The sequence below is a fragment of the Acuticoccus mangrovi genome (genome assembly GCF_016411865.1).
Taxonomy (GTDB): Bacteria; Pseudomonadota; Alphaproteobacteria; order Rhizobiales; family Amorphaceae; genus Acuticoccus; species Acuticoccus mangrovi.
In genome coordinates, this window is sequence record NZ_JAEKJA010000024.1 from 111,219 (window position 1) to 134,480 (window position 23,262).

General features: G+C 70.0%; 25 protein-coding genes and 1 tRNA gene. 15 read left to right on the forward strand and 11 right to left on the reverse strand.

Translation table 11 applies throughout. The features are described from left to right. Positions 1-183: 183 nt before the first annotated feature. The 3 genes from JCR33_RS21180 to otnC are packed head-to-tail and all read left to right on the forward strand — an operon-like array spanning position 184 to position 2,143. Positions 184-1,026, forward strand: coding sequence for an AAA family ATPase (locus JCR33_RS21180; RefSeq protein WP_198884127.1), 843 nt, complete (start codon positions 184-186; stop codon positions 1,024-1,026). After that, positions 1,026-1,496, forward strand: coding sequence for a SixA phosphatase family protein (locus tag JCR33_RS21185; RefSeq protein ID WP_198884128.1), 471 nt, complete (start codon positions 1,026-1,028; stop codon positions 1,494-1,496). The genes JCR33_RS21180 and JCR33_RS21185 overlap by 1 nt, the downstream gene beginning before the upstream one ends. Then, entirely contained in the window at positions 1,493-2,143 is a 651-nt protein-coding gene (gene otnC, locus JCR33_RS21190; RefSeq protein ID WP_198884129.1) for a 3-oxo-tetronate 4-phosphate decarboxylase, read from the forward strand. Before JCR33_RS21185 ends, otnC begins: the two co-directional genes overlap by 4 nt. Before the next feature lie 21 nt (positions 2,144-2,164). Here otnC and JCR33_RS25565 read toward each other — a convergent pair whose 3' ends face one another. The 4 genes from JCR33_RS25565 to JCR33_RS21210 all read right to left on the reverse strand — a co-directional run bounded on the left by JCR33_RS25565 (position 2,165) and on the right by JCR33_RS21210 (position 7,309). Further along, positions 2,165-3,484 carry a DUF3754 domain-containing protein gene (locus JCR33_RS25565; RefSeq protein WP_198884130.1) on the reverse strand — a complete coding sequence of 440 codons (1,320 nt, stop codon included), beginning with the start codon at positions 3,482-3,484 and terminating at the stop codon, positions 2,165-2,167. Positions 3,485-3,543: 59 nt separating this feature from the next. Beyond that, the gene (locus tag JCR33_RS21200) at positions 3,544-4,731 is read right to left on the reverse strand and encodes a vWA domain-containing protein (RefSeq protein ID WP_198884131.1); all 1,188 of its coding nucleotides are present in this window, start codon (positions 4,729-4,731) and stop codon (positions 3,544-3,546) included. Positions 4,732-4,838: 107 nt separating this feature from the next. Then, positions 4,839-5,918, reverse strand: a complete 1,080-nt coding sequence (locus tag JCR33_RS21205) for a YcjF family protein (protein ID WP_198884132.1) — start codon at positions 5,916-5,918, stop codon at positions 4,839-4,841. Next, positions 5,915-7,309, reverse strand: coding sequence for a YcjX family GTP-binding protein (locus JCR33_RS21210; RefSeq protein ID WP_198884166.1), 1,395 nt, complete (start codon positions 7,307-7,309; stop codon positions 5,915-5,917). The genes JCR33_RS21205 and JCR33_RS21210 overlap by 4 nt, the downstream gene beginning before the upstream one ends. Positions 7,310-7,521: 212 nt before the next feature. Between JCR33_RS21210 and JCR33_RS21215 the strand changes: the two genes are divergently transcribed. After that, on the forward strand, positions 7,522-8,421 hold the full coding sequence (locus JCR33_RS21215; protein ID WP_198884133.1) for a diacylglycerol/lipid kinase family protein: 900 nt from the start codon (positions 7,522-7,524) through the stop codon (positions 8,419-8,421). Further along, positions 8,421-9,257 carry a metallophosphoesterase family protein gene (locus JCR33_RS21220; protein WP_198884134.1) on the forward strand — a complete coding sequence of 279 codons (837 nt, stop codon included), beginning with the start codon at positions 8,421-8,423 and terminating at the stop codon, positions 9,255-9,257. The genes JCR33_RS21215 and JCR33_RS21220 overlap by 1 nt, the downstream gene beginning before the upstream one ends. A 22-nt stretch (positions 9,258-9,279) precedes the next feature. Here the strand turns inward: JCR33_RS21220 and JCR33_RS21225 are convergent, their stop codons facing one another. Continuing rightward, on the reverse strand, positions 9,280-9,807 hold the full coding sequence (locus tag JCR33_RS21225) for an SRPBCC family protein (RefSeq protein WP_198884135.1): 528 nt from the start codon (positions 9,805-9,807) through the stop codon (positions 9,280-9,282). 135 nt (positions 9,808-9,942) lie between these two features. On the opposite strand from JCR33_RS21225, the gene JCR33_RS21230 reads away from it, so the two are divergent. The 4 genes from JCR33_RS21230 to JCR33_RS21245 all read left to right on the forward strand — a co-directional run bounded on the left by JCR33_RS21230 (position 9,943) and on the right by JCR33_RS21245 (position 13,218). Next, on the forward strand, positions 9,943-10,974 hold the full coding sequence (locus JCR33_RS21230; RefSeq protein WP_198884136.1) for a cysteine synthase A: 1,032 nt from the start codon (positions 9,943-9,945) through the stop codon (positions 10,972-10,974). Then, positions 10,971-11,672 carry an alanyl-tRNA editing protein gene (locus JCR33_RS21235; RefSeq protein ID WP_198884137.1) on the forward strand — a complete coding sequence of 234 codons (702 nt, stop codon included), beginning with the start codon at positions 10,971-10,973 and terminating at the stop codon, positions 11,670-11,672. Before JCR33_RS21230 ends, JCR33_RS21235 begins: the two co-directional genes overlap by 4 nt. Next, positions 11,672-12,496, forward strand: coding sequence for a 3-mercaptopyruvate sulfurtransferase (gene sseA / locus JCR33_RS21240; protein ID WP_198884138.1), 825 nt, complete (start codon positions 11,672-11,674; stop codon positions 12,494-12,496). Before JCR33_RS21235 ends, sseA begins: the two co-directional genes overlap by 1 nt. Before the next feature lie 104 nt (positions 12,497-12,600). Continuing rightward, a complete protein-coding gene (locus JCR33_RS21245; protein WP_198884139.1) occupies positions 12,601-13,218 on the forward strand; it encodes a hypothetical protein in 618 nt (205 codons plus the stop codon). A gap of 2 nt (positions 13,219-13,220) precedes the next feature. Here the strand turns inward: JCR33_RS21245 and JCR33_RS21250 are convergent, their stop codons facing one another. Next, a complete protein-coding gene (locus tag JCR33_RS21250; protein WP_198884140.1) occupies positions 13,221-13,679 on the reverse strand; it encodes a type II toxin-antitoxin system RatA family toxin in 459 nt (152 codons plus the stop codon). Then, the gene (lipA, locus tag JCR33_RS21255; RefSeq protein WP_198884141.1) at positions 13,679-14,647 is read right to left on the reverse strand and encodes a lipoyl synthase; all 969 of its coding nucleotides are present in this window, start codon (positions 14,645-14,647) and stop codon (positions 13,679-13,681) included. The genes JCR33_RS21250 and lipA overlap by 1 nt, the downstream gene beginning before the upstream one ends. A 150-nt stretch (positions 14,648-14,797) precedes the next feature. On the opposite strand from lipA, the gene JCR33_RS21260 reads away from it, so the two are divergent. Next, a tRNA-Arg gene (locus tag JCR33_RS21260) sits at positions 14,798-14,874 on the forward strand. A gap of 67 nt (positions 14,875-14,941) precedes the next feature. Here the strand turns inward: JCR33_RS21260 and JCR33_RS21265 are convergent. The 4 genes from JCR33_RS21265 to JCR33_RS21280 all read right to left on the reverse strand — a co-directional run bounded on the left by JCR33_RS21265 (position 14,942) and on the right by JCR33_RS21280 (position 18,478). Next, positions 14,942-15,982 (reverse strand): transketolase family protein, encoded by a 1,041-nt coding sequence (locus JCR33_RS21265; RefSeq protein WP_198884142.1) that lies wholly within the window; start codon positions 15,980-15,982, stop codon positions 14,942-14,944. Next, positions 15,979-16,833, reverse strand: a complete 855-nt coding sequence (locus JCR33_RS21270) for a transketolase (RefSeq protein ID WP_198884143.1) — start codon at positions 16,831-16,833, stop codon at positions 15,979-15,981. Before JCR33_RS21270 ends, JCR33_RS21265 begins: the two co-directional genes overlap by 4 nt. Before the next feature lie 119 nt (positions 16,834-16,952). Continuing rightward, a complete protein-coding gene (locus tag JCR33_RS21275; RefSeq protein WP_198884144.1) occupies positions 16,953-17,609 on the reverse strand; it encodes a cupin domain-containing protein in 657 nt (218 codons plus the stop codon). After that, positions 17,606-18,478, reverse strand: a complete 873-nt coding sequence (locus JCR33_RS21280; protein ID WP_198884145.1) for an alpha/beta hydrolase — start codon at positions 18,476-18,478, stop codon at positions 17,606-17,608. Before JCR33_RS21280 ends, JCR33_RS21275 begins: the two co-directional genes overlap by 4 nt. Positions 18,479-18,660: 182 nt before the next feature. Between JCR33_RS21280 and JCR33_RS21285 the strand changes: the two genes are divergently transcribed. From JCR33_RS21285 to JCR33_RS21305, 5 genes are read left to right on the forward strand one after another with little or no spacing between them, the layout of a single operon-like run. After that, positions 18,661-19,791 carry a mandelate racemase/muconate lactonizing enzyme family protein gene (locus JCR33_RS21285; RefSeq protein WP_198884146.1) on the forward strand — a complete coding sequence of 377 codons (1,131 nt, stop codon included), beginning with the start codon at positions 18,661-18,663 and terminating at the stop codon, positions 19,789-19,791. Then, positions 19,781-20,827, forward strand: coding sequence for an ABC transporter ATP-binding protein (locus tag JCR33_RS21290; RefSeq protein WP_198884147.1), 1,047 nt, complete (start codon positions 19,781-19,783; stop codon positions 20,825-20,827). Before JCR33_RS21285 ends, JCR33_RS21290 begins: the two co-directional genes overlap by 11 nt. Then, positions 20,824-21,801, forward strand: a complete 978-nt coding sequence (locus tag JCR33_RS21295) for an ABC transporter ATP-binding protein (protein WP_198884148.1) — start codon at positions 20,824-20,826, stop codon at positions 21,799-21,801. The genes JCR33_RS21290 and JCR33_RS21295 overlap by 4 nt, the downstream gene beginning before the upstream one ends. Then, a complete protein-coding gene (locus JCR33_RS21300) occupies positions 21,785-22,756 on the forward strand; it encodes an NAD-dependent epimerase/dehydratase family protein (protein WP_198884149.1) in 972 nt (323 codons plus the stop codon). Before JCR33_RS21295 ends, JCR33_RS21300 begins: the two co-directional genes overlap by 17 nt. After that, positions 22,738-23,196, forward strand: coding sequence for a RidA family protein (locus JCR33_RS21305; RefSeq protein WP_198884150.1), 459 nt, complete (start codon positions 22,738-22,740; stop codon positions 23,194-23,196). The genes JCR33_RS21300 and JCR33_RS21305 overlap by 19 nt, the downstream gene beginning before the upstream one ends. Positions 23,197-23,262: the final 66 nt, after the last annotated feature.

Consider the following 23,262-nt stretch of genomic DNA (forward strand, 5'->3'; position numbering starts at 1 on the left):
AGAAAAATGGTCCGTCGCGTGGAAAATTTTACCCTTCGGCCGCGTTCGCGCCATCGTCTGTTCCGCCGCCCCCTTCGGCTCGGTACTTGACTTTGATCAGTTCGAACGAATTCATGCCGTGATGCTCGAACGGGCCGTTCGAACGGCCGCCTGTCCGCTCCGACCCAGAGGGTTTCGTCGCCGATGCGTTTTGAAGGTTCAAAGACCTACGTCGCCCCCAAAGATCTTCAAATCGCCGTGAATGCCGCCGTCGCGCTGGAACGGCCGCTGCTCGTGAAGGGCGAGCCGGGCACCGGCAAGTCGGTGCTCGCCCAGGAGGTGGCCGAGGCGCTCGGCACGCCGCTGATCGAGTGGCACATCAAGTCAACCACCAAGGCCCGCGAGGGGCTCTACGAGTACGACGCCGTCGCCCGGCTGCGCGACAGCCAGCTCGGCGATCCCCGCGTGTCCGACATCCGCAACTACATCCGCCGCGGCAAGCTGTGGGACGCCTTCGTCGCCGACGCGCGACCCGTCCTCCTCATCGACGAGATCGACAAAGCCGATATCGAATTCCCCAACGACCTCCTCCTGGAGCTCGACCGGATGGAGTTCACCGTGGTGGAGACCGGCGAGCGGGTGATGGCGACGCGCCGCCCCATCGTCATCATCACCTCCAACAACGAGAAGGAGCTGCCCGACGCCTTCCTGCGCCGCTGCTTCTTCCACTACATCAAGTTTCCCGACCCCGAGACGCTCGCCGAAATCGTGGCAGTGCACTTTCCCGACCTCAAGCCGCGCCTCCTCAAGGCCGCGCTCGAGACCTTCTTCGAGCTGCGCGAGGCGCCGGGCCTCAAGAAGCGCCCCTCCACCTCCGAGCTTCTCGACTGGATCAAGCTTCTGGTGGTGGAGGACCTCGACCCGGAGGTGATCGCCGAGCGCTCCCCCGGCAAGGTGCTGCCGCCGCTCCACGGTGCCCTCATCAAGAACGAGCAGGACGTGCACCTCTTCGAGCGCCTCGCCTTCCTCGATCGAGCCCGCCGCTGATGCGCCATCTGATCATCATGCGCCATGCCAAGGCCGAGCGGGGTGAGCACAAGCTCGACTTCGACCGGACCCTGGATCAGCGCGGATGGCAGGAGGCTGATCGGGTGGGCAAGAGCCTCGCCGAGGCGGGCCTCGCACCCGACACGGTGCTGTGCTCGGCCTCGCGCCGCACGCGCGACACGCTGGCAGCGGTGTTCCCCCACATCAGAGGCGACTGCCTCGTCCACCTGCGACGCAGCCTCTACGAGGCCGACGTCGTCGACCTGCGCGACGCGGTGCGCACGGTGCAGGGCCAGTGCGTGCTCGTGATCGGCCACAATCCGGCCGTCCACACCCTCGCCCAGGCCCTTGCCGGCAGCCATCCCGAAGCCGTCGAAATGGAGCACGGCTTTCCGACCTCCACCGCCGCGGTGTTCACCATGGGGTTTGCCATCGACACCGTGAAGTTCGAGCGACTGGTGTGCCCGTGAGCCCGGCGCTGGTCTCGCAGGAAACACGGACCCGCGATCGCATCGTGCGCCTCGCCGAGCTGCTCTATCTGCGCGGCTACGCCCACGGCACCACCGGCAACATCTCGGTGCGGCTCGACAACGGCGTGCTCGTCACCCCCACCAACTCCTCGATGGGCATGCTGGAGGCGGAGCGCATCTCCCTCGTCGCCCCCGACGGTACGCTCCTCTCCGGCGACAAGCCCTCCAAGGAGACCTTCCTTCACATCGCCATGTACGAGGAACGGGAGAGCGCGAAGGCGGTCGTCCATCTCCATTCCACCCACGCCGTGGCGGTCTCGATTCTCGCGGCGACGGACCCCGACAACGCTCTGCCGCCGCTCACCGCCTACCATCACATGAAGGTCGGGCGGCTGCCGCTGGTGCCCTATGTGCGGCCGGGCGACATGCGCCTCGCCGACGAGGTGAGGAGCCGCGCCGGCGCCCATCACGCGATGCTGCTCGCGAACCACGGCCCCGTCTGCGCCGGGCGATCGCTGGAGGATGCTCTCGCCATCGCCGAGGAGCTGGAGGAGACCGCAAAGCTCCGCCTGCTGACCGAGGGGCGGCCGGTCAACGCCCTCACCGCCGCACAGCTCGCCGAGCTCGATCACCACTTCCCGAGCTGACGGCGCCCGCCGCCGCGCCGGTCAGGCCTCCATCGCGTCCACCTCTTCGCCGGCGGTGCAGAGGTGGCGGGCCTCGTCCCGCTCGTCGGAGGCGATGAGCACCTTGTAGCGGGCCGCCGCCTCGGCGAGCGTCGGGAACACCACGACTTCGCCCTCGCGGCGCACCACCCCGTCGGCCTCGAGGCGTGCCAGGGCATCGGGCAGCTCGAAGTCCACCGCCACGCCGCAGCGCGCCACGATGATCTCCTCGATCGCCCGCTTCCTGGCACCGAGCGAGCGCTCCTCCACGCTGAGGCCGGCGTTGAAGTAGAGGGTGATGAGGTCCTCCTTCACGTCCTCTTCCTCCGCTCGGTCGAGGAGCAGCGTGATGGCGGCGCGGTTGTTGGCGAGGTTGTGGAAGAACAGCTTCTGCGCCAGCTCCATCATGTAGCGGGTCCGCTGGTTGAAGAAGGTCGTCACCTGCCGCGCGAGCAGCGTGATGAACCCCACCAGCGCGCCGACGGCCGCGAACGGGTTGGTCGCCGCGAGCACCTTGCCGGTGGTGGAGAACATGCCGAACAGCGTGCCGCCGCCGGCGGTGGCGAAGAACTTCATCTTGTCGAACGGGCGAAACTGCACGATCCGCAGCGGGAACAGGATCTGAAGATCGTGCTCCGGCATGTCCTTGAACACCTTCACGTAGATGAGATCGGTGGCGGTGTCGGGCGGCAGCTGCCGGCGCCGCTTCGCCACGTGCCGCGAGGCCGCCTTCAGCGAGATGCCGCGCTCGGCAGCCACCTCGCGCGCCCGGTCCTCGTTGGATTTCAGCTTCAGCATCATGAAGAGACGGCGATAGATCGTCTCCTCATAGGTCGCCTTCAGGAGGTAGCCCGTTTCGGGGCGGCGCACCGTCCGGCTCCGCGTGTAAGGGTCGCGAATGTGAACCTGCAGGAGGTCGTACTCCTTGAGGTCCACCTCGATGCGCAGCGAATAGGGCGACTGGGCCGACAGGGTGGCCGAAAGGCGCTCGTCGGTGAGGGTGGAGAAGTTGGCCCGCTCCAGAAGATGGTCGATGAGCTGGGCGAGGCGCCCTTCCCGCTCGCTCTTCTGCGCGGCGTCGATCGGCAGGATCTGCAGCGTGTCCCGATCGGGATTGAACGGCAGATAGACGCTGCGGATCTCCTCGGCTAGGCGGCGGTAGCCGACGCTCCGATGGCGCTGCAGCAGGTGGACGAGGCGCGAGAAGTCGTCCGCCGTGTCGTCCCGCTCGGCGACCTTGCAGAGGCTCGCGATCACCGCTTGCCGCGTGAGCGGAATGAAACGGCTGACCGTCCGCACGCCGGCGGTGGGTGCCCTGGTCACGTCCTGTCCTTCCACGCGGGTTCGCTCCGCCCGTCCCCTAGCACGGGCGCTTGCGTGCGTCAGCGGCGCAGCGCGTCGATCGCCCCGTCGAGACCCGCGAGGGTCAGCTCGAACATCCGCCCCCCCATCAACTTCATCATGATCTCGGTGGAGGCGGTGTAGTCCCAGAGATCACGGCGGATGGGATTGATCCACGCGGCCTTCGGGAAATGGCCGAGGAGGCGTTCCATCCAGACCGCGCCCGCCTCCTTGTTCCAATGCTCCACCGAGCCGCCGGGGGCGACGATCTCGTAGGGCGACATCGCCGCGTCGCCCACGAGCACGAGGCGGGTGTCGGGCGGGAAGGTGCGGATCACGTCGAGGGTGGGGGTGACGTCGACGCGGCGGCGCCGGTTCTCGCGCCAGATCCCTTCGTAGACGCAATTGTGGAAGTAGAAGTGGTTCAGCGAGCGGAACTCGGAGCGAGCGGCCGAGAAGAGCTCCTCGCACACCCGGATGTGGTCGTCCATCGAGCCGCCGATGTCGATGAGGAGAAGCACCTTGACCGCGTTCTGCCGCTCGCGCCGGGTGCGCACGTCGAGAAAGCCCTCGCGGGCGGTGGAGGCGATCGTCTCGGGAAGATCGAGCTCCTCCGCCGCGCCGGTGCGGGCGAAGCGGCGCAGCTTGCGCAACGCGATGCGGATCGCCCGGGTGCCGATCTCGACGTCGCTGTCGAGGTCGCGGAACTCGCGCTTGTCCCACACCTTCACCGCCCGGCGATGGCGGCTCTCGTGCTGGCCGATGCGCACCCCTTCCGGATTGTAGCCGTAGGCACCGAACGGCGAGGTGCCCTTGGTGCCGATCCACTTGGAGCCGCCTTCGTGGCGCCCCTCCTGCTCGGCAAGGCGCTGGCGCAGCGTCTCCATCAGTTTGTCGAAGCCGCCGAGCGCCTCCACCTCGCGCTTCTCCTCCTCGGTGAAGAGGCGGTCGGCGAGCGCCCTCAGCCACTCTTCCGGCAGGTCGACGGTCTCCACCCCCTCCGACGCGCCGGACAACGCCTCGAGACCGCGGAAGACCTTGGCGAACACACGGTCGAAGGCGTCGATCTTGGTCTCGTCCTTCACCAGGATGGCGCGGGCGAGGTGGTAGAAGGTCTCGATGTCGGCCTCGGCGAGCCCGGCCTCCATCGCCTCCAGAAGAGCGAGATATTCGCGCAGCGAGACGGGTACGCCCTCTTGGCGCAGACCCTCGAAGAGGGGGGTGAACATCGCGCTCTCCTCCTGGTCGCCCCGCTTTCACCTATGGAAATCGCCCGCGTCCGGCAACTCCTTCCGCACGTTGCCCCGCGTCGGGCGGTGGCCGGCGGCGCGTCGGCTCAGTCCTTGGTGTCGCGCCCGTCCTTCGGGGCGAGGCGGGCGATGTCGCCGAGGATGTCGTTGACGCGCGGCCGGCGCGTGCCGGTGAAGGGCAGCGGGCGCAGGACGTCGAGCGTCGCAAGGCCGAGACGGGCGGTCATCAGCCCGTTGACGATGCCCTCGCCGAGCTTCGCCGAGAGCTTGGCGGCGATCCCCTTGCCGATCACCTCGCCCACCAGCGTGTCGCCGGCCGCCATGCCGCCCGTCACCGCCAGATGGGCGATGGCGTGCCGCAGGACGCGCAGGAAGCCGAGTGTCCCGGGTCGCCCGCCGTAGATCACCGCGATGCGCCGCACCAGGCTGAGGGCGGCGAAGATCACGAAGGCGAGGTCCACCAGGGCGCGGGGCGAGAGCGCCGTGACGGCCGCCACGCGGCGCGCGGTGCCGACGATCTCGGCGATCGCCTCCCGGTCGAGCGGGGCGAGAACCTCGCGCTCACCGAGCACCACGAGGTCGCGCCCGTCGATGATCTCGCGCATGTGCGCCTTCAGCGCCTCCCGCCCGCGGGCGGTGGTCGGTCGATCGCCATAGAGATCGATGAGGTCCTTCAGCACGGCCACCGCCGCGCCGCGATCGTCCTCGGCGACGGCGGCGTTCGCCCGCCGGCGCAGCGCCTCCACCTCCTTGAGGCGCCGGATCGCGATCCACTCCTTGAGGACCATGCCGAAGAGACCCGCGAACATCAGCACGGCGAGCGCCGTCGCGAGACCGCCGAGCGCCGGCACGCGGGCGAAGAGGTCCTCCACGAACGCGTAGAGCGAGATCGACAGAGCGAGCGCGGCGAGACCGGAGAGGCCGGCGGCGAAGAGCGACAGGAAGCTCCACCGCCGGCGCGGCGGCACCGTCTCCTGAAGGCTCACCGGCAGGTCGTCGACGGCCTCCTCGGGCGGCGCCTCGGCGACGCGCTCCTCGGCCCGCGGCGCGCGCCGCTCCTCGCGCACGCGGGTGCGCGTCTCGCGCCGAACCTCCACGAACTCCTCCGACCCCTTCTCGAAGGCGACCTCGTCGAGCTCGAAGATGGTGGGGCGGCGGCGCGTCACGCGAGGCGGTCTCCGATGAGATATTGCAGCACCCGATCGAGCCGAATGTGGGGCAGCGACAGAGCGAGGCCGGTGTTGTTGCGCTCCACCCGGCCCGGACGGAATCGCATGGTCGTCACACCATACTCGTCCCGCTCGCGGTCGAAAACATCGGCGGGGTCGGCGGGAAGATCACCGGGGAAAAGTCCGATTTCCGCTTCCCCGTCGAACAGGCGGCCGTTGATGCGCTCGCCCTTCATCGGCGTGCCGACGATGGTGGGCCACGTCTCGCCGTCGCGGGTCACGCTCGCCTCGCGCGTCGCCCGCACCGCGGCCATCGCGGCGACGTCCACCGTGGTGCCGGAGAACACCGCCCGCTCGCGCGCCTCGGCGACGAGATGCTCCAGCACCCGCTCGAGCCGATCGTGGTCGCCGTGATGGATGTGGTCGGCCTTCGTCGCGGCGAAGAGGATCTTGTCGATCCGCCGGTCGACCAGCGAGCCGAGGAAGGAGAGCCGCCCCGTGCGGAAGCAGGCGAGCACCCCGCGCAGGGCGCGGCGCAGCTCGTCGAGCGCCGCCGGCCCGCCATTGAGCGCCGCGAGCACGTCGACGAGCACGATCTGGCGGTCGAGGCGGGCGAAGTGGTCGCGGAAGAAGGGGCGGACCACGTGGGTCTTGTAGGCCTCGTAGCGCCGCTCCATCATCGCCGCCAGCGAGCCCGAGGCGGGCTCCGAGCCTTCCAGCGAGAGCGGCGCGAAGGTGAGCGCGGGCGAGCCTTCGAGGTCGCCGGGCATGAGGAAGCGGCCGGGCGGCAGCGAGGCGAGCGCGTTGGGATCGGCCCGCGCAGCCCGCAGATAGGCCGTGAAGGCGGCGGCAAGGGACTGGGCGTCCGCCTCCTGCGCGGGGGCTGCGGCGTCGACCACCCCGAGCGCCTCGCGGAAGGGGCGCGCATCGACCGGGCGCCGCGCCGCCTCGCGCAGCGCCTCCGAGCACCATTCGGAAAAGGACATGTGCATCAGCGGCAGGTCGAGCAGCCACTCGCCCGGATAGTCCACGAGGTCGAGATGGAGCCGCCCCCGCCCCATCCGCCGGTTGAAGAAGCGGGCGCTCGCATAGTCGATGGTGACGCGCAGCTCGGCGATGCGGCGCGTGGAGGCGGGCCAGACGCGATCCTCCACCAGCGAGCGCACGTGCTCCTCGTAGGGGAAGCGGGGCACCTCGTCGTCGGGCTGGGGCGCGAGGCGGGCGCTCGCGAGGCGACCCTCGGCGTAGGGCGCGAACATCGGCAGTCGCCCGCCATGGACAAGATTGTGCACCAGCGAGGCGAGAAACACGGTCTTGCCGGAGCGCGACAGACCCGTCACGCCGAGGCGCAGTGTGGGGGCGAGAAGCCCGCCGAAGCGCTCCTGCATGGTCGCGGCCGCGTGGCGCGCGCGATCCTCGTACTCCCTCAGCCGATCGCGCAAGATCTCCTCCTCGCCGCGTCCCGCCTCGTCACTTAAGCCTCGACGATCGCAATGAACAGGCACCCTCCGGCGATCGAGGAAGCGGTGCACAATCCTTTCCGCTGGGCGAACAAATCCATCGTCCATGCATTGATAAGGGATCGACACGAAAGCGCGCGATGCCCACGGCCTTCATGATCTTCAACCCCTCGTCCGGCAGCCACCTTCACCGCGGTGAAGCGCTCGCCGAGTCCGTGGCCGCCCTCGAGGCGGCGGGGGTCGGCGTCACCACTCTCGACGGCCCGCTGTCGCGCCAACTCGACGCGAGTCTCGCAAGCTCGGCCGACATCATCGTCGTCAGCGGCGGCGACGGGACGATCCGCGCGGCGATCGAGGCCCACCGCGGGCACGGCCGCCCGATCGGCATCCTGCCGGGCGGCACCATGAACCTTCTGGCGAGCGACTACGGCATTCCGACCGACCTCGCCGCGGCCGCCAACGTGATCGCGGCCGGCCACACGATGCCGGTGGACTATGGGTTGATCGACGGGCGCATTTTCCTGCACACCGCCTTCCTGGGACTGCCGGTGAGGATCGGCGCCCATCGCGAGGCGTGGCGGGGACGCATGAGTTTGTTTCAACAGCTGCGGCTCGGCTTCCACGCGCTCTCCACCATCGCACGGGACCCGCAACTGACGATGACGGCCGAGGACGACGACGGCGACCTCACACTCAACGCGCGCACCTATGCGATCATGGTCGGGTCGATCGAGCCCCATTTCCTGTCGATGCCCCATCGCAGTGCCGTGACGGGCGGCATCCTGACCGTCTTCGCCCTGCGCGCCTCCTCGGGGATCGATCTCGCCCGCCTGGTGCTCCTCGGCGCCGTCGGCGCACTCGCCGACGATCCGACGGTCGACCAGCGCACCATCCGCCACGCCACCATCGAGGGGCCGCGGCGGCGCATCAAGGCGATGCTCGACGGCGAGGGAACGCTGGTGCATTCGCCCTGCGCGGTGGAGGTGCGCTCCGGCGAGGTGTCGGTCCTCACCCCGCCGCCCGTCGAGGCGCCGGGCTGATGCCGGCCTTCGCCCACATCTCCGACCTCCACTTCGGCTCGGAGGATCCCTCCACCACGCGGGCGCTGATCGCCGAGCTCAACCGCGAGCGGCTCGACCTCGTGATTCTGAGCGGCGACCTCACCCTCGCCGCCCGCAGCGGCGAATATGCCGACGCGCGGCGCTTCATCGACGCGCTGAAGGCGCCGACCATCGCCGTGCCCGGCAACCACGACATCACCCCCTTCAACCTCGGTGAGCGCTTCCTGATGCCCTACCGCCGCTGGCACCGCTACGTGTCGGCGGAGATCGAGCCGAGCTGGTTCGGCCCGGAGGCGGCCGTGGTCGGGCTCAACACGGCGCGGCGGATGCGGCTGCGCCTCAACTGGTCGCACGGCAGCCTGTCGCGCCGGCAGATCGTCACCCTGCCGGCCCGCTTCGCGCCGGCGGAGGCGAACGCCTTCCGCATCGTGGTCGCCCATCACCCCTTCATCGCGGAGGATACCGAAGACCTCTCGGACCGTCCGCGGGTGCTCGTGAAGCGGGCGAAGGCGGCGCTCCAGGCGTTCGCGGCCGAAGGGGTCGACCTCGTCACCGCCGGCCACCTCCACCGGACCTATGCCGCCGCCTTCGACACGCCGCCGGCGACGAGCGCGGTGATCACGCAGGAGGTGGCGCAGTCGCACCGGGTGACGGTGATCCAGGCCGGCACCGCCCTCTCCGCCCGCACCCGCGGCGAGCCCAACAGCTTCAACCGCATCGAGATCGACGGCGACACGATGGAGGTCCACACGGTGGCCTGGCGCGGCAAGCGCTGGGAGCGCACCGACGAGCCGCTGGTGACGATCCGCCGCTGACGCCGCCGCGCCGGCAAGGCCGTCAGCGGGCGACGACGCGGTCGGCCTCGATGGCCTTCGCGAGGCGGGCGAAGAATTTCGCGATCAGCTTGTTCGCCGCCGCGTCGAGCAGGCGGCCGCCGAGCCGCGCCACCGTTCCGGAGATGAGGATCGCATAGGAGTAGACGACCTCGGTGCCCCCGTCGACGGAACGGAAGTCCACCCACCCCTCGCCGGAGGAGTGGCCGAACGGCCCCTTGGCGCCGCCGAAGAGGACGAGCGCCGCCGGGGGCTCTTCCTCGGCGAACTCCGCCGTCACGTGGTAGGTGCCCTTCACCGGCCCGACGCCGATACCGACGTCGGCGGCGTAGGCGCGCGGCATTCCCTCGCCCACCCGGTGCAGCGTGTCGGCGCCGGGGATCGCCGCGGCAAGACGCCTCTCGTCCGTCACGATCGCCCACAAATCCTCCGGCGAGACCGAGACGACCGTCGCCCCCTCGCCGCGCATCTGGTAGCCCTTGCCCTCCGGCATCGTCGGCCCATCGCGCCCCGCTCGCAGTCCGCTCGTCATCCCATCCCCTCGGCATCGGCCCATCGTCACCATATGGGCTCTCGACGGCATCCGCCCACCGGCGCCGCACGAAGCGCCGGGCGAGTTGATGAACATGGGGGTTCGGGGATAAGCCTCCCCTCCCAGGAGATTGCCATGGCACAGATGATCGACCTCATCGGCAACACGCCGCTGATCCGCCTCAAGAAGGCATCAGAACAAACGGGCTGCGAGATCCTCGGCAAGGCCGAGTTCCTCAATCCGGGCCAATCCGTGAAAGACCGCGCCGCCCTGTCGATCATCCGCGACGCGGTGAAGCGCGGCACGCTGCGCCCCGGCGGCGTGATCGTGGAGGGAACGGCCGGCAACACCGGCATCGGCCTCGCGATCGTGGGCAGCGCCATGGGCTTTCGCACCGTCATCGTCATCCCCGAGACGCAGTCGGACGAAAAGAAGCAGATGATCCGCCTCGCGGGCGCCGAGCTCGTGGAGGTGCCGGCGGTGCCCTACCGCAATCCCAACAACTACGTGAAGCTTTCCGGCCGCCTCGCCGAGGCGCTGGCGGCGCGGGAGCCGAACGGCGCCATCTGGGCGAACCAGTTCGACAACACCGCCAACCGCGACGCCCACATCACCGGCACCGGCCCGGAGATCTGGGACCAGACCGACGGCAAGGTGGACGGCTTCATCTGCGCCGTCGGCTCCGGCGGCACGCTCGGCGGCGTGGCGCTGGCGCTGAAGGAGCGGGGCGACGTGAAGATCGGCCTCGCCGACCCGATGGGCGCCGCCCTCTACAGCTACTACACCACCGGCGAACTGAAGTCGGAGGGCTCCTCCATCACCGAGGGCATCGGCCAGGGCCGCATCACCGCGAACCTCGAGGGCGTGCCGGTGGACATGGCCTTTCAGATCCCCGACGCGGAGGCGCTGCCCATCCTCTTCGACCTCGTCGAGCACGAGGGGCTGGTGCTCGGCGGGTCCTCCGGCATCAACGTCGCGGGGGCGATCCGCATGGCGCGGGAGATGGGGCCGGGCCACACCATCGTCACCGTCCTCTGCGACTATGGCAGCCGCTACGCCTCCAAGCTCTTCAACCCCGACTTCCTGCGCACCAAGGACCTGCCGGTACCCGAGTGGCTGGACCGGAAGGCCGACATCACGATCCCCTACGAGACGGTGTCGGCATGACCGAGCTGCTGTTTCGGGACGACCCCTATCTCACCACCGCCGCCGCGCGGGTGGTCGATGCCGGTGACGACTGGGTGGTGCTCGACCGCAGCCTGTTCTACGCCGCGGGCGGCGGTCAGCCGGGTGACACGGGCCATCTCGAATATGGCGACGGCACCACCGTCGCCGTCACCGACGCGCGCTACGGTGACGACCGCACGGGGATCCGCCTCAGCGTGGCAACGCCCGTCGCCGTCGGCACCGAGGTGGTGCAGCACCTCGACTGGGCGCGCCGCTACCGCCTGATGCGGATGCACACGGCGCTGCACCTCCTCTCCGTCGCCCTGCCCTTCCCCGTCACGGGCGGCCAGATCGGCGAGAGCGAGAGCCGCCTCGACTTCGACATTCCAGAGCCGCAGCTCGACAAGGAGGCGATCACCGCCGCCGTGCAGGCGCTCGTCGCCGGAAACCATCCGGTGAGCACAGAGTGGATCACCGACGCCGAGCTCGACGCCAATCCCGACCTCGTGAAGACGATGACGGTGAAGCCGCCGCGTGGATCGGGCAAGGTCCGGCTCGTACGCATCGGCGACGTCGATCTCCAGCCCTGCGGCGGCACCCATGTCGCCGAGACGGGAGAGATCGGGACCGTCGCCGTGACCAAGATCGAAAAGAAGGGGCGGCAGAACCGCCGCGTCAGACTGGGGCTCGTCGACTGATGATGCTGATCACACCCGAAGCGCTTCACGCGCGCCTTGCCGACGTCGTGGTGCTCGACGCTTCCTTGCACCTGCCCGGCACCGGCCGCGACGCCACCGCCGAGTTCGAGGCCGCCCACATCCCCGGCGCCCTCCGCTTCGACATCGACGTGATCGCCGACACCACGAGCGGCCTGCCCCACACCCTCCCCTCGCCCGAGGCGTTCGCCGCGGCGGTGGGCGCCCTCGGCATCGGCAACGATACCGAGGTGGTGGTCTACGATGCCGAGGGCTTCTACTCGGCCCCCCGGGCCCGCTGGATGTTCCGCGTGATGGGTCACGATGCGGCGATCCTCGACGGCGGCCTTGCCGCGTGGCGGGCGGCCGGTCTCCCCGTCGAGAGCGGCCCCGCCCCGGCCGCGACGCCGCGCCACTTCACCGCCACCTACAACCCCGACCTCTTCGCGAGCGGCGACGACGTCGCCCGCGTCCTCGCCGACGGCACCGCCGTCGTCGCCGATGCACGCGCCGCCGACCGCTTCTATGGCCGCGTGGCCGAGCCGCGCGCGGGCCTGCGGGGCGGCCACATGCCCGGCGCCCACAACGTGCCCTTCACGAGCCTCGTCGCCGACGGCCGGCTGAAGAGCCCAGCCGAGGTGCGCGACATCTTTCAGAAGGCAGGCGTCGACCTCGACAAGACGGTGGTGACGACGTGCGGTTCGGGGGTGACGGCCGCGGTCCTGTCGCTGGCACTCGAAACGATCGGCAAGCCGTCGGCCGTCTACGACGGCTCGTGGACGGAGTGGGGCAGCGACCCGAAGCGACCCGTCACCACCGAGGACTGACATCTCGGGGCGAACCGTTTGGCTCGGATTGTGCGCACCCCGTCAACGCGGGATTAACCGAACTTCGCAACACTTTCATCGACGAGTCGAGTGGGAGTGTCACGATGTTGCGCGATGGGGAACCCTTCGTGTTCCGAACCTTTCCGGTCGACGTGCCGGCCTTCCTGCGCACCTGGCGCCCGGGGCCGGCGCGGGCGGTGTGGGATCGGCACTATCTGGTGGCGCCTGGCCATGGTCTGCGTCTTGCCGGCGGCGAGCGGGTGGAGGTGACGCGCCTCGTGACCGACGACGGCTTCCGCGTCGAAGAGGCGGTGCTGACGGCCACCTTCCCGCTCGACTGGATGGCCCTCACCTGCGTCGCCAACGTGCTGCCCTCGAGCTTCCGCACCGTCGACATCGACGGGCGCACGCCGCAGGCCTTCGTCGATTCGCTCGCGACGCCCAGCCTGCCGCAAGCGAGTGTCCTGGTGCAGGAGACGTCGTCCTTCCTCGGCTCGGTGATCGGCCGCGTCCAGCGCCTGACGGTGCCGGACTGGAACACTCGCATGCTCTCGGTCGCCTATGAGAGCCCCAACGGCACGGCGCTGCGCAGCCTTCTCGCCGGCGCGGGTCTGCGCGGCGTCCAGCACCGCGACCTGTGCGACGAGCTACGCGAGGCCCATCGCATCGCGACGACGCCGCCGACGCCGGTCCGACCGGCCCGCCCCCGCAGCGCCGCCTGACGTCAGGCGGCCATGCCGTAGACTTCGTTGGCACGCTCCTCGAACGCGGTGGCGAAGCGGCGGAAGGCGTGATCGAACACCGAGCCCATCAGCGTCGCCAGCGTGCGGCTCTTGAACTCGTAGCGGATCGAGAAGTTCACGTCGGTGGTCTTCTCGTCCACCTCGGTGAAGGTCCAGCGGTTGAAGAGCTCCTTGAACGGCCCGTCGAGATAGGTCACGTCGATCTGGCGGTTCGCCCGGTCGAGCACGACGCGAGAGGTGAAGGTCTCGCGGATGAACTTGTAGGCCACCGTCATGTCGGCGACGAGCACCTCGCGCCCGTCGGGCAGCGTGTCGCGACGGCGGACCGCCAGCGCCCGGCAGAGCGGCACGAAATGCGGGTAGGCCTTCACGTCCGCCACGAGGTCGAACATGTTGTCCGCCGTGTGCTTCACACGGCGGGTCGTTTCGTATTCCTGCATCAGGCCGCTCCGGCACCGACCTTCGCGCGCGCCTCGCGAGCCGCCTTGAGGCGGGCGAAGTCATCTCCGGCGTGGTAGGAGGAGCGGGTCAGCGGCGAGGCGGACACCATCAGGAAGCCCTTGGCGTAGGCGATCGTCTGATAGGCGGAGAAGGCCTGGGGAGTGATGTACTCCTTCACCGGGTAGTGCTTGCGGGTGGGCTGCAGATACTGGCCGATGGTCATGAAGTCGACGTCGGCGGAGCGCAGGTCGTCCATCAGCTGGAGCACCTCGTTCCGCACCTCGCCGAGGCCGACCATGATGCCGCTCTTCGTGAAGATGGTGGGGTCGAGCAGCTTCACCCGGTCGAGCAGGCGGATCGAGTGATAGTAGCGCGCGCCGGGACGCACCTGCAGATAGAGCGAGGGCACGGTCTCGAGGTTGTGGTTGAAGACATCCGGCCGCGCGTCGACCACCACCTCGAGCGCGCCGGGCTTGCGCAGGAAGTCCGGCGTCAGCACCTCGATGGTGGTGCCGGGCGTGGCGGCACGGATGGCGCGGATCGTCTCGGCCATGTGCTTGGCGCCACCGTCGGCGAGATCGTCACGGTCGACGGAGGTGACGACGACGTGCTCGAGCCCCAGCTTCGCGGTCGCCTCGGCGACTTTCTGCGGCTCGTCGGGGTCGAGCGCCTGGGGCAGCCCGGTGCGCACGTTGCAGAAGGCGCAGGCGCGGGTGCAGGTGTCGCCCATGATCATGAAGGTGGCGTGCTTCTTCGACCAGCACTCGCCGATGTTCGGGCAGCCGGCCTCCTCGCATACGGTGACGAGGCCGTTGCCGCGGACGATATCCTTGGTCTCTCGCCACACCGGTGAGCCCGGTGCCCTCACGCGAATCCAGTCCGGTTTGCGCAGCACGGGCGTATCGGGCCGCTTGGCCTTCTCCGGATGCCGCAGGACCGGCTTGGTGCGGTCGACGAGTGTGACCATGGAGACTCCCCTCAGTGCTTCCTCGCAACATAGTCGGCTTGCGCCGATGTTGCGAGGGTCGATGCGACCCACATCGGCGCAGCGGCCATGCGTTCCGCGTGCGCCAAGAACGGTTTACGCAAGGCCGCGCCGCAGGCATAACAGCCACGGGTCCCCGTAGCTCAGCAGGATAGAGCACAGGATTCCTAATCCTGGGGTCGCAGGTTCGAATCCTGCCGGGGACACCATCTTCGCGCCGCCATCTTCGCGCCGCCATCGACCGTCGGCCCGCCGCACCGGTCCCTGTCGGTGCTTTTATAGCCAGCCCTTGATTTGGCTCGCGACCTTGTCGGCCGAGAGGCCGTACATGTCGTGGAGCGTCTGCAAAGCGCCCGCCTCGAGGAAGGCGTCGGGAAGGCCGATCATGCGGAAGGTCGGCGTGACGCCCGCCGTCAGCAGCGCGCACGCGACGGCCTCGCCGAGACCCCCCACCACCGTGTGATTCTCGGCGGTGACGACGAGCCGGCCCCCCTTCCCCGCCTCCGCCAAAATGGTCGCAGTGTCGAGCGGCTTGACGGTGGGGACGTGGAGCACGGCGACGTCGACACCATCGGCGGCGAGGCGGACCGCCGCGTCGAGCGCCCGCATCGTCATGAAGCCGGTGGCGATCACCAATACGTCGCTACCCTCGCGCACCAGCGAGGCCTTGCCGAGCTCGAAGCGGTAGTCCGGCTTGTGGCGCGTCAGCACCTTCGGCACCCTGCCGCGCAGGAGGCGGCAGTAGGCCGGCCCGTCATGGGCGGCGATCGCGGGCACCATGCCGGCGATGTCGTCGGCGTCACACGGGTCGACGATCGTCATGTTGGGCAGTCCGCGGAAGATCGCGAGATCCTCCGTCGCCTGATGGCTCGGGCCGTAGCCCGTCGTGAGGCCGGGCAGCGCGCAGACGATCTTGACCGGTAGATTCTCTTCCGCGATCGCCATGGCGATGAAGTCGTAGGCCCGGCGCGAGGCAAACACGGCATAGGTGGTCGCGAACGGCACGAAGCCCTCGCGCGCCAACCCCGCCGCGGCCGACACCATCACCTGCTCGGCCATGCCCATCTGATAGAAGCGGTCCGGCATCGCCTCGGCGAAGACGTGGAGGTCGGTGTACTTGGAAAGGTCCGCGGTGAGGCCGACGATGCGCTCGTCCCGCGCCGCGGCCGCCACCAAGGCGTGGCCGAAGGGCGCGGCGACGGTGTCGTAACCCTCCGCCGCGAGGGAGGCGATCATCGCCGAGGTGGTAAGGCGCGTGCCGTCGGCGCCGGGAGCGGTGCGCGCCTCGTATTTGCGCGCCATCGAGGCAAGGGTCATTGCGGCCGTCCTTCCTCGAGCACGGCGAGGGCCTTCGCCCACTCGTCGGCCTCCACGCGCACGAAGTGGGTGATCTCCCGCCCCTCCAGGAACGGCACGCCCTTGCACATCCGCGTGTCGAAGACGATCACCCGCGGCTTCGCCGCCGGGAGCGCGCGCGCCGCATCGAAGGCCGCGACGACGCCCGCGAGGTCGTTGCCGTCGACGCGCTGGCAGTGCCAGCCGAAGGCCTCCCACTTCGCCTCCAGCGGCTCGGCCGACAGCATCTCGGTGGAGTGACCGTCGGCCTGCTGGTTGTTGAAGTCGACGAGGCAGACGAGGTTGTCGAGGCGATGGTGGGCGGCCGCCATCGCCGCCTCCCAGGTGGAGCCCTCGCCGAGCTCACCGTCGGACATCAGGTTGTAGACGAAGGCCGGGCTGCGCTTGCGCTTCAGCCCCAGGGCCATGCCCACGGCGATGCCGAGGCCCTGACCCAGCGAGCCGCCGGTGATCTCCATCCCCGGCGTATAGGAGGCCATGCCCGACATCGGCATGCGGCTGTCGTCCATGCCGTAGGTCGGAAGCTCGTCCTCCGGCAGGATGCCCGCCTCCATCAGCACGGCGTAGAGGGCGATGGCGTAGTGGCCGACCGACAAAAGAAAGCGGTCCCGCCCCTCCCATTCGGGATCGTCGGCGCGAAAGGCCAGGGCGTGGAAGTAGGCGGCCGCCAGAACGTCGGCGACGCCGAGGGCCTGGCCGATATAGCCCTGTCCCTGAACCTCTCCCATCAGCAGCGCCTTGCGGCGGATATTCCACGCCCGCTGCTCCAACGACACGTTGGAGCGCGCGGCAGGTCGGTTGCCGACACCCATGCTTCCTCCCGACATCATTCTTCTTGGAGGCGCGCGTGTGTGCGCCTCGTCGCTCTCGTCGGAGACAAGGATAGCGCGTTCGCCAGCTGATGCCACGGCGCGGCGGGCGCGCCGCCGCCTCAGCCGCCGGCGGCGATCGTGGTCTCGCCGAAGAGGCGAGCGTTGACCGAGCGCGGCTTGCGCGCCTCCGCCTCGTCGGCGGGCATGAAGGAGGAGAGCCCGCCTCTGAGCTCCATCGGCAGCACCATCACCCGCACGAAGGCGGCGTTGCCGTCGCCGGTGTTCGTGCCGACCACCATGTCGTGGCCGGTCTCGAACCAGGCGCTTCCGGCCGCGATGCGCTCCACCTTCTCGCCCACCTCCGCGAGGAGGCGGCCCTTGAGGAGGCGGCGGATGCCGGGGCCGCGATGGCCGTGGCGGGGGGTCTGCGCACCCGGCGTCGATTCGATGCGATCCGCCCGCACCAGAAAGGGCGCGCCGAAGGCGGGTTGCAGCGGCTCCGAGAGCACGATGTCGGCGCCGGTGAGGAAGGGCGCGTCGGGCCCCGCCACGGTGTAGATCCAGGCCGCGCCGTCGCCGGTGAGGCGGGTGCCGGGATCGGCGAAGGCGCCGTCGTCGGCGCTCAGCGTCCGCACCGTGCCGTCCGCGACGACGCTGACCTCGCCCGAGGCGGCGTAGACGAAGACCGCCGCGCCGGCGAGCGCGATGCCGTCCGCCCCGGGGGCCGCGTCGTAGACGGTGAGGCGGAGCGCCGCCGGCGCCGCCCCGCCGCTCATGCCCCCACTCCCGCGTGGCCGAGGATGGTGGACAGAAGCAGGCTCTGCGGCAGCAGATATTCGTCGAGGATGTCGAAGTGGTTGCGGCCCGGCAGGACGTGCACCGCCGGGTCGAGGCCGTGGCGATGGAGATGGTGGGCGTAGCGGTAGGTCTGGTCGATCCATTGCCACGGCTCGCGACCGCCGGCGAAGAGGGCGACGGCCGAGGCGAGCGCGGGCGGGCGCACCTCCACGTTGCGCCGCGCGACGATCGCCTCGGTGAGATGAAGGTCGGCGTTCACCGAGGTCGCCATTGTGGGGGTGGGGTCGAAGATGCCGCTGATCAGCGTCGCCCCTGCGAGCGGGGCCGAAATCCCCTCCCCGGCCCAGTCGTGGGCGACGATCTCGGCGCCGAGATGGGCGCCGGCGGAATGGCCGGAAAGGCTGATGCGGCCGGGATCGCCGCCGTGGTCGGCGATGTTGCCCACCACCCAGCGCATCGCGGCGATGGCGGAGGCGGCCACCTCGTCGAGCGTCGCGGCGGGGCAGAGCTCGTAGTTGGCGACGACCGTCGTCACCCCGTGCGGCACCAGAGCGCCGGCGACGAAGGCGAAGTTCGCCTTGTCCTGCGCCCGCCAGTAGCCGCCGTGGAGGAAGACGTGGACCGGCGCCGGCGCCCCGCCCGCGGCCGGGTAGATGTCGAGCGTGCGCAGCGGATGGTCGCCGTAAGCGATGTCGGCATGCCGGGCGAGGCCGCCGAGGGCGGCTGCGTTGGCCGGCTCGCGGGCCACCCGATAGTCTTGATAGTCCGGCACGGCGGCTTGGGGATTATACTGGAACTCGTGCTCCTCTGGGGTCAGACTGCTCCAGATCGGCGGGATCGAGGACATCGGGACATCTCCGGCTCAGGCGAGGCAGCGGCGGAAAACCGCACCGACACAATAGTCGAGGGCGGAACCTTTCCAAGAAGGCGCACTTGCGGCATTGGGTCAACAATGGTTCACCTATAGCCACCAATTGATCCGAATTGGGCGGACGTGCCTCGCCCGGCCGGAGCAGCGTGGAGTTTTCGGTGAAGATCACGGCGCTCAAGTTCATCGCCCTGACCGCCCCCCTCGGTGACGGCAAGGCCTACGGCATGTCGAAGTCGCTGTCGGCGGGGCGCCAGTCGACCCTCGTCCGCCTGACCCTCGAGGACGGCACCGAAGGCTGGGGCGAGGCCTGGGGCATGCCGCCGGTGAACCTTGCCTACGAGCCCTTCCTCGCGAGCTACGTCGTCGGCACGAGCGTGTTCGACATCGAGCACGTGTTCGGCCGGATCCTCGCCCGCCACTACCATTTCGGCGTTCAGAACCAGATGATGGCGGCGATCTCCGGCATCGACATCGCCGCGAAGGACGCCGCCGGCAAGCTCCTCGGCCTGCCGGTGTCGCGCCTCATCGGCGGCCGCCGCATCGACGCCGTGCCCTTCTACGCCTCCGGCGGCTACCTCACCGAGACGCCCGAGCCCGACTTCGCGCCGCAGATCGAGGAGATGGCGAAGGCGGGCTACCGGGCGGTGAAGATCAAGATCGGCGTCTCGCCCGACAGCGACGTCGCCCGCGTCGCCACGGCGCGGGAAATCCTCGGCCCCGACGTCGAGATCCTCGTCGACATCAACACCAACTATACGCTCGACATCGCGCTCGAGAGCGTCGCTCGCCTCGCCCCCTACCGCGTCGGCTGGGTGGAGGAGCCGCTGGCGCCGCAGGACGTCGCCAATCTCGCGCGCCTCAACCGGGCGACCACCGTGCCGATCGCGACCGGCGAGGCGCTCTATACGGTGTTCGACTTCAAGCGCCTGACCGATGCGGGTGCGGCCGACGTGCTGCAACCCGACCTCACCCTGTGCGGCGGCTTCTGGCAGGGGCGCAAGATCGCCGAGCTCGCCCACGCCTGCCATCTGCGGCTCAGCCCGCACGTGTGGGGCGGTGCCATCGGCCTCGCCGCGGCGCTCCATTATATCGCCGCGCTGCCGCTCTACCCGCACTCCGACAACGTCCCGAAGCCGGTGCTTCTGGAATACGACCTCGGCGTCAATCCGCTCAGGAGCGACCTCCTGAAGGCCCCGATCCTGCCGCAGGACGGGGTGATCCGCGTTCCGGACGGGCCCGGCCTCGGCATCGAGATCGATCCCGCGGCGCTCGAGCGCTATGGCGCGTAGCGAGACCTTGCTCGCCGAGCGTCCACCGGCGCTGGAGCCCGGCCGCGTGCTCGCGGTGCGCGACCTCCAGACATTCTTCTTCACCGAGGCCGGCGTGGTGAAGGCCGTCAACGGCGTGACGCTCGGCCTCGCCGAGGGGGAGACGCTGGCGATCGTGGGGGAATCGGGGTCCGGCAAGTCGGTCACCGGGCTCACCGTGATGCGCCTTCTCGCGCGCACCAGCGGCCGCGTGGTCGGCGGCAGCGTCGCCTTCCGCAGCCGCGACGGGGAGACGCTCGACCTCCTCGCCCTGCCCGAGGCGCAGATGCAGCGCCTGCGCGGTCGCGACATTGCGATGATCTTCCAGGACCCGATGTCGAGCCTCAACCCGATGTTCACGGTGGGCGAGCAGATCGCCGAATCGATCCGCATCCACAAGGGGCGCGACCGCCGCGCGGCGCGGCAGGAGGCACTGAGCCTCCTGCGCGAGGTGGGGATCTCCGACCCCGAAGCGCGCATCCGCGCCTATCCACACCAGCTCTCGGGCGGCATGCGGCAGCGCGTGATGATCGCCCTCGCGCTCGCCTGCGGGCCGCGCCTTCTCATCGCCGACGAGCCCACCACCGCGCTCGACGTGACGATCCAGGCCCAGATCATCGCCCTATTGAAGGACGTCCAGCAGCGCCACCGGATGGCGATGATCTTCATCACCCACGACCTCAAGCTCGTCGGCGAGGTCGCCGACCGCGTGGCGGTGATGTACGCGAGCCAGGTGGTGGAGGAAGGTCCCGTCGCCGACGTGCTCGCCGCGCCGCGCCACCCCTACACCCGCGCCCTCCTCGACTGCATCCCCCGCCGCGACTACGACGCCGACCATACCGGTCTGAAGCCCATCCCGGGCCTCCTGCCCTCGCCGCTCGACCCGCCCGAGGGGTGCCGCTTCCACGCCCGCTGCACCTTCGCCGAGCCGCGCTGCGCCGCGGTGGAGCCGGCGCTCGAGGCCGTCGACGCCGCCCACGACGTGCGCTGCCTGCGCTGGCGGGAGCTCTCGCTATGAGCGCCGCGGCACCGCTCGTCGAAGCGCGCGGCCTCACCAAGCACTTCCCGACGGGCGGCGGCTTCCTGTCGCGCGCCAAGCCACCGGTGCGCGCCGTGGAAGGGGTGGACCTCACCGTCGGGGCGGGCGAGGTCCTCGGCGTCGTCGGCGAGTCCGGCTCCGGCAAGTCCACCTTGGGGCGGCTGGTGCTGCGCCTGCTCGAAGCGAGCGGCGGCGAGGTGAGCGTCGACGGCACCGATCTCGCCACCCTGTCGGCGGGCGAGCTGCGCGCCTTCCGCCGCCACATGCAGATGATCTTTCAGGACCCGTTCGCGAGCCTCAACGCGCGCATGACGGTGCGCGAGGCGCTGCTCGAGCCCATCACCCTCCACCGCGGCGCCAAGGGGCGCGAGGCGGAGGCGATGGCGGTTGAGCTGATGCGCTCCGTCGGCCTCACCGCCGAGCAGATGAAGCGCTACCCCCGCGCCTTCTCCGGCGGCCAGCGGCAGCGCGTCGCGATCGCCCGCGCCCTCGCCTCGGCGCCCCGCTTCATCGTCGCCGACGAGCCCGTGTCCGCGCTCGACGTCTCGGTGCAGGCGGAGGTGGTGAACCTTCTCCAATCGCTCCAGCGCGACCTCGGCCTGTCGCTGATGTTCATCAGCCACGACCTGTCGGTGGTCGAAATCATCTCCGATCGCGTGATGGTGCTCTATCTCGGCCGCGTGATGGAGATCGCCCCCACCGAGGCGCTCTACCGCGCCCCCGCCCACCCCTATACGGCCGCGCTGCTGCAGGCGATCCCGGGGGCGCGCTCGCCCGGCGACCGGATGATCCTCAAGGGCGAGATCCCCTCCCCCACCGCGCCGCCGTCGGGCTGCGTCTTCCGCACCCGCTGCCCGTTCGCCATCGACGACTGTGCCAGCACCGTGCCGACGCTCGACGAGATCGCTCCGGGACACCAGAAAGCGTGCATCCGTGATGACCTCTCCCTCTGAGATCGCCGGAAAGAGCGTGCTCGTGGCGGGCGGGCGCGGCTTCGTGGGCTCGGCGATCGTGCGCCGCCTCCTCGACGAGGGCGCGCGCGTTACCGTGTTTGGCCCGGCGATGGCCGACGATCTCCTCGCCGACCGGGCCGGCCGCTTCGCCAACGTCGAAGGGAGCGTGGAGGACCGCGCCGCCCTCGCCGCCGCCGTCGCCGGGTGCGAGGCCGACGCGATCGTCACCGCCGCCGCCTTTAGCGCCGGCCGCCAGGGGCTGATGCGCTCCGGCGACGAGCGGGCCGACAAGGCGCTCGCGGTCAACGTGCTCGGCCTGCGGAACGTGTTCGAGGTGGCGCGGGAGCGGGCGATCGGGGTGGTGTGGACGTCGTCCACCGTCGTCTACGGCCCGGCCGATCGCTACGAGGGGCCCGTCGACGAGGCCGCCCCGCGTGCGCCGCTCACCTTCTACGGCCTCACCAAGGTGCTCGGCGAGGACACCGCCCGCTACTATCGCGACCGCTACGGCCTGCCGATCACCGGGCTGCGCCTGCCGCTCGTCCTCGGCGAGGGGCTCTGGTACCAGGGCGCGGCGAGCGCCATCGCCGGCGTGATCGCCGCGGCGCGGGCCGGCACGCGCCACGCCGTCGCCTTCCACGACGAGCCGATGGACCTGATGCACGTCGCCGACGTCGCCGCCGCCGTGACGACGGTGCTCGCGGCCGGGCCGAAGCTCGCCGCGGTCTACAACATCAACGGCTTCACCGCCCGCCTCTCCGACATCGCCGCCGCGGCGGAGGCGCGCGTTCCGGGCTACCGCGTCGACCACACGGTCGAGCCGCCCGCCATCACCTTCCCCCTCATCGACGACAGACGCTTCCGCCGCGACACCGGTTTTCGGCCCGCCCGCGGCCTCGCCGAAATCGTCGACGACATGCTGGCCACGGAGACCCCATGTACGAAGACCGTCTGAAGACGCTCGGCCTCACCCTGCCCGACGCCGCGACCCCCTCCTTCAACTACGTGCCGGTGACGGTCCACCGCGGCGTCGCCTACGTCAGCGGCCAGATCGCGAAGGTCGACGGCGAGATCCGCGTCACGGGCAAGGTCGGCGCCGAGGTGGACCTCGAGACGGCGCGCGGCGAGGCGCGGATATGCATCCTGCAGGGCCTCGCCTGCCTCAAGGCCGCGCTCGGCTCGCTCGACAAGATCGAGCGCATCCTCAAGGTCAACGGCTACGTCGCCTCCGCGCCGGGCTTCAACGCCCAGCCCAAGGTGATCGACGCCGCGTCCGACCTTCTCGGCGAGGTGTTCGGCGAGGCCGGCCGCCATGCGCGGGCCGCGCTCGGCGTCGCCGAGCTGCCGCGCAACGCCGTGGTGGAGATCGAGATGGTCGTGGCCGTCGCCGACTGAGACGATCCGGCGGCCCGCGCACAGGGTCCGGCGGTGGGAACAACGCTCGCGCCACCCCGGCCCCGC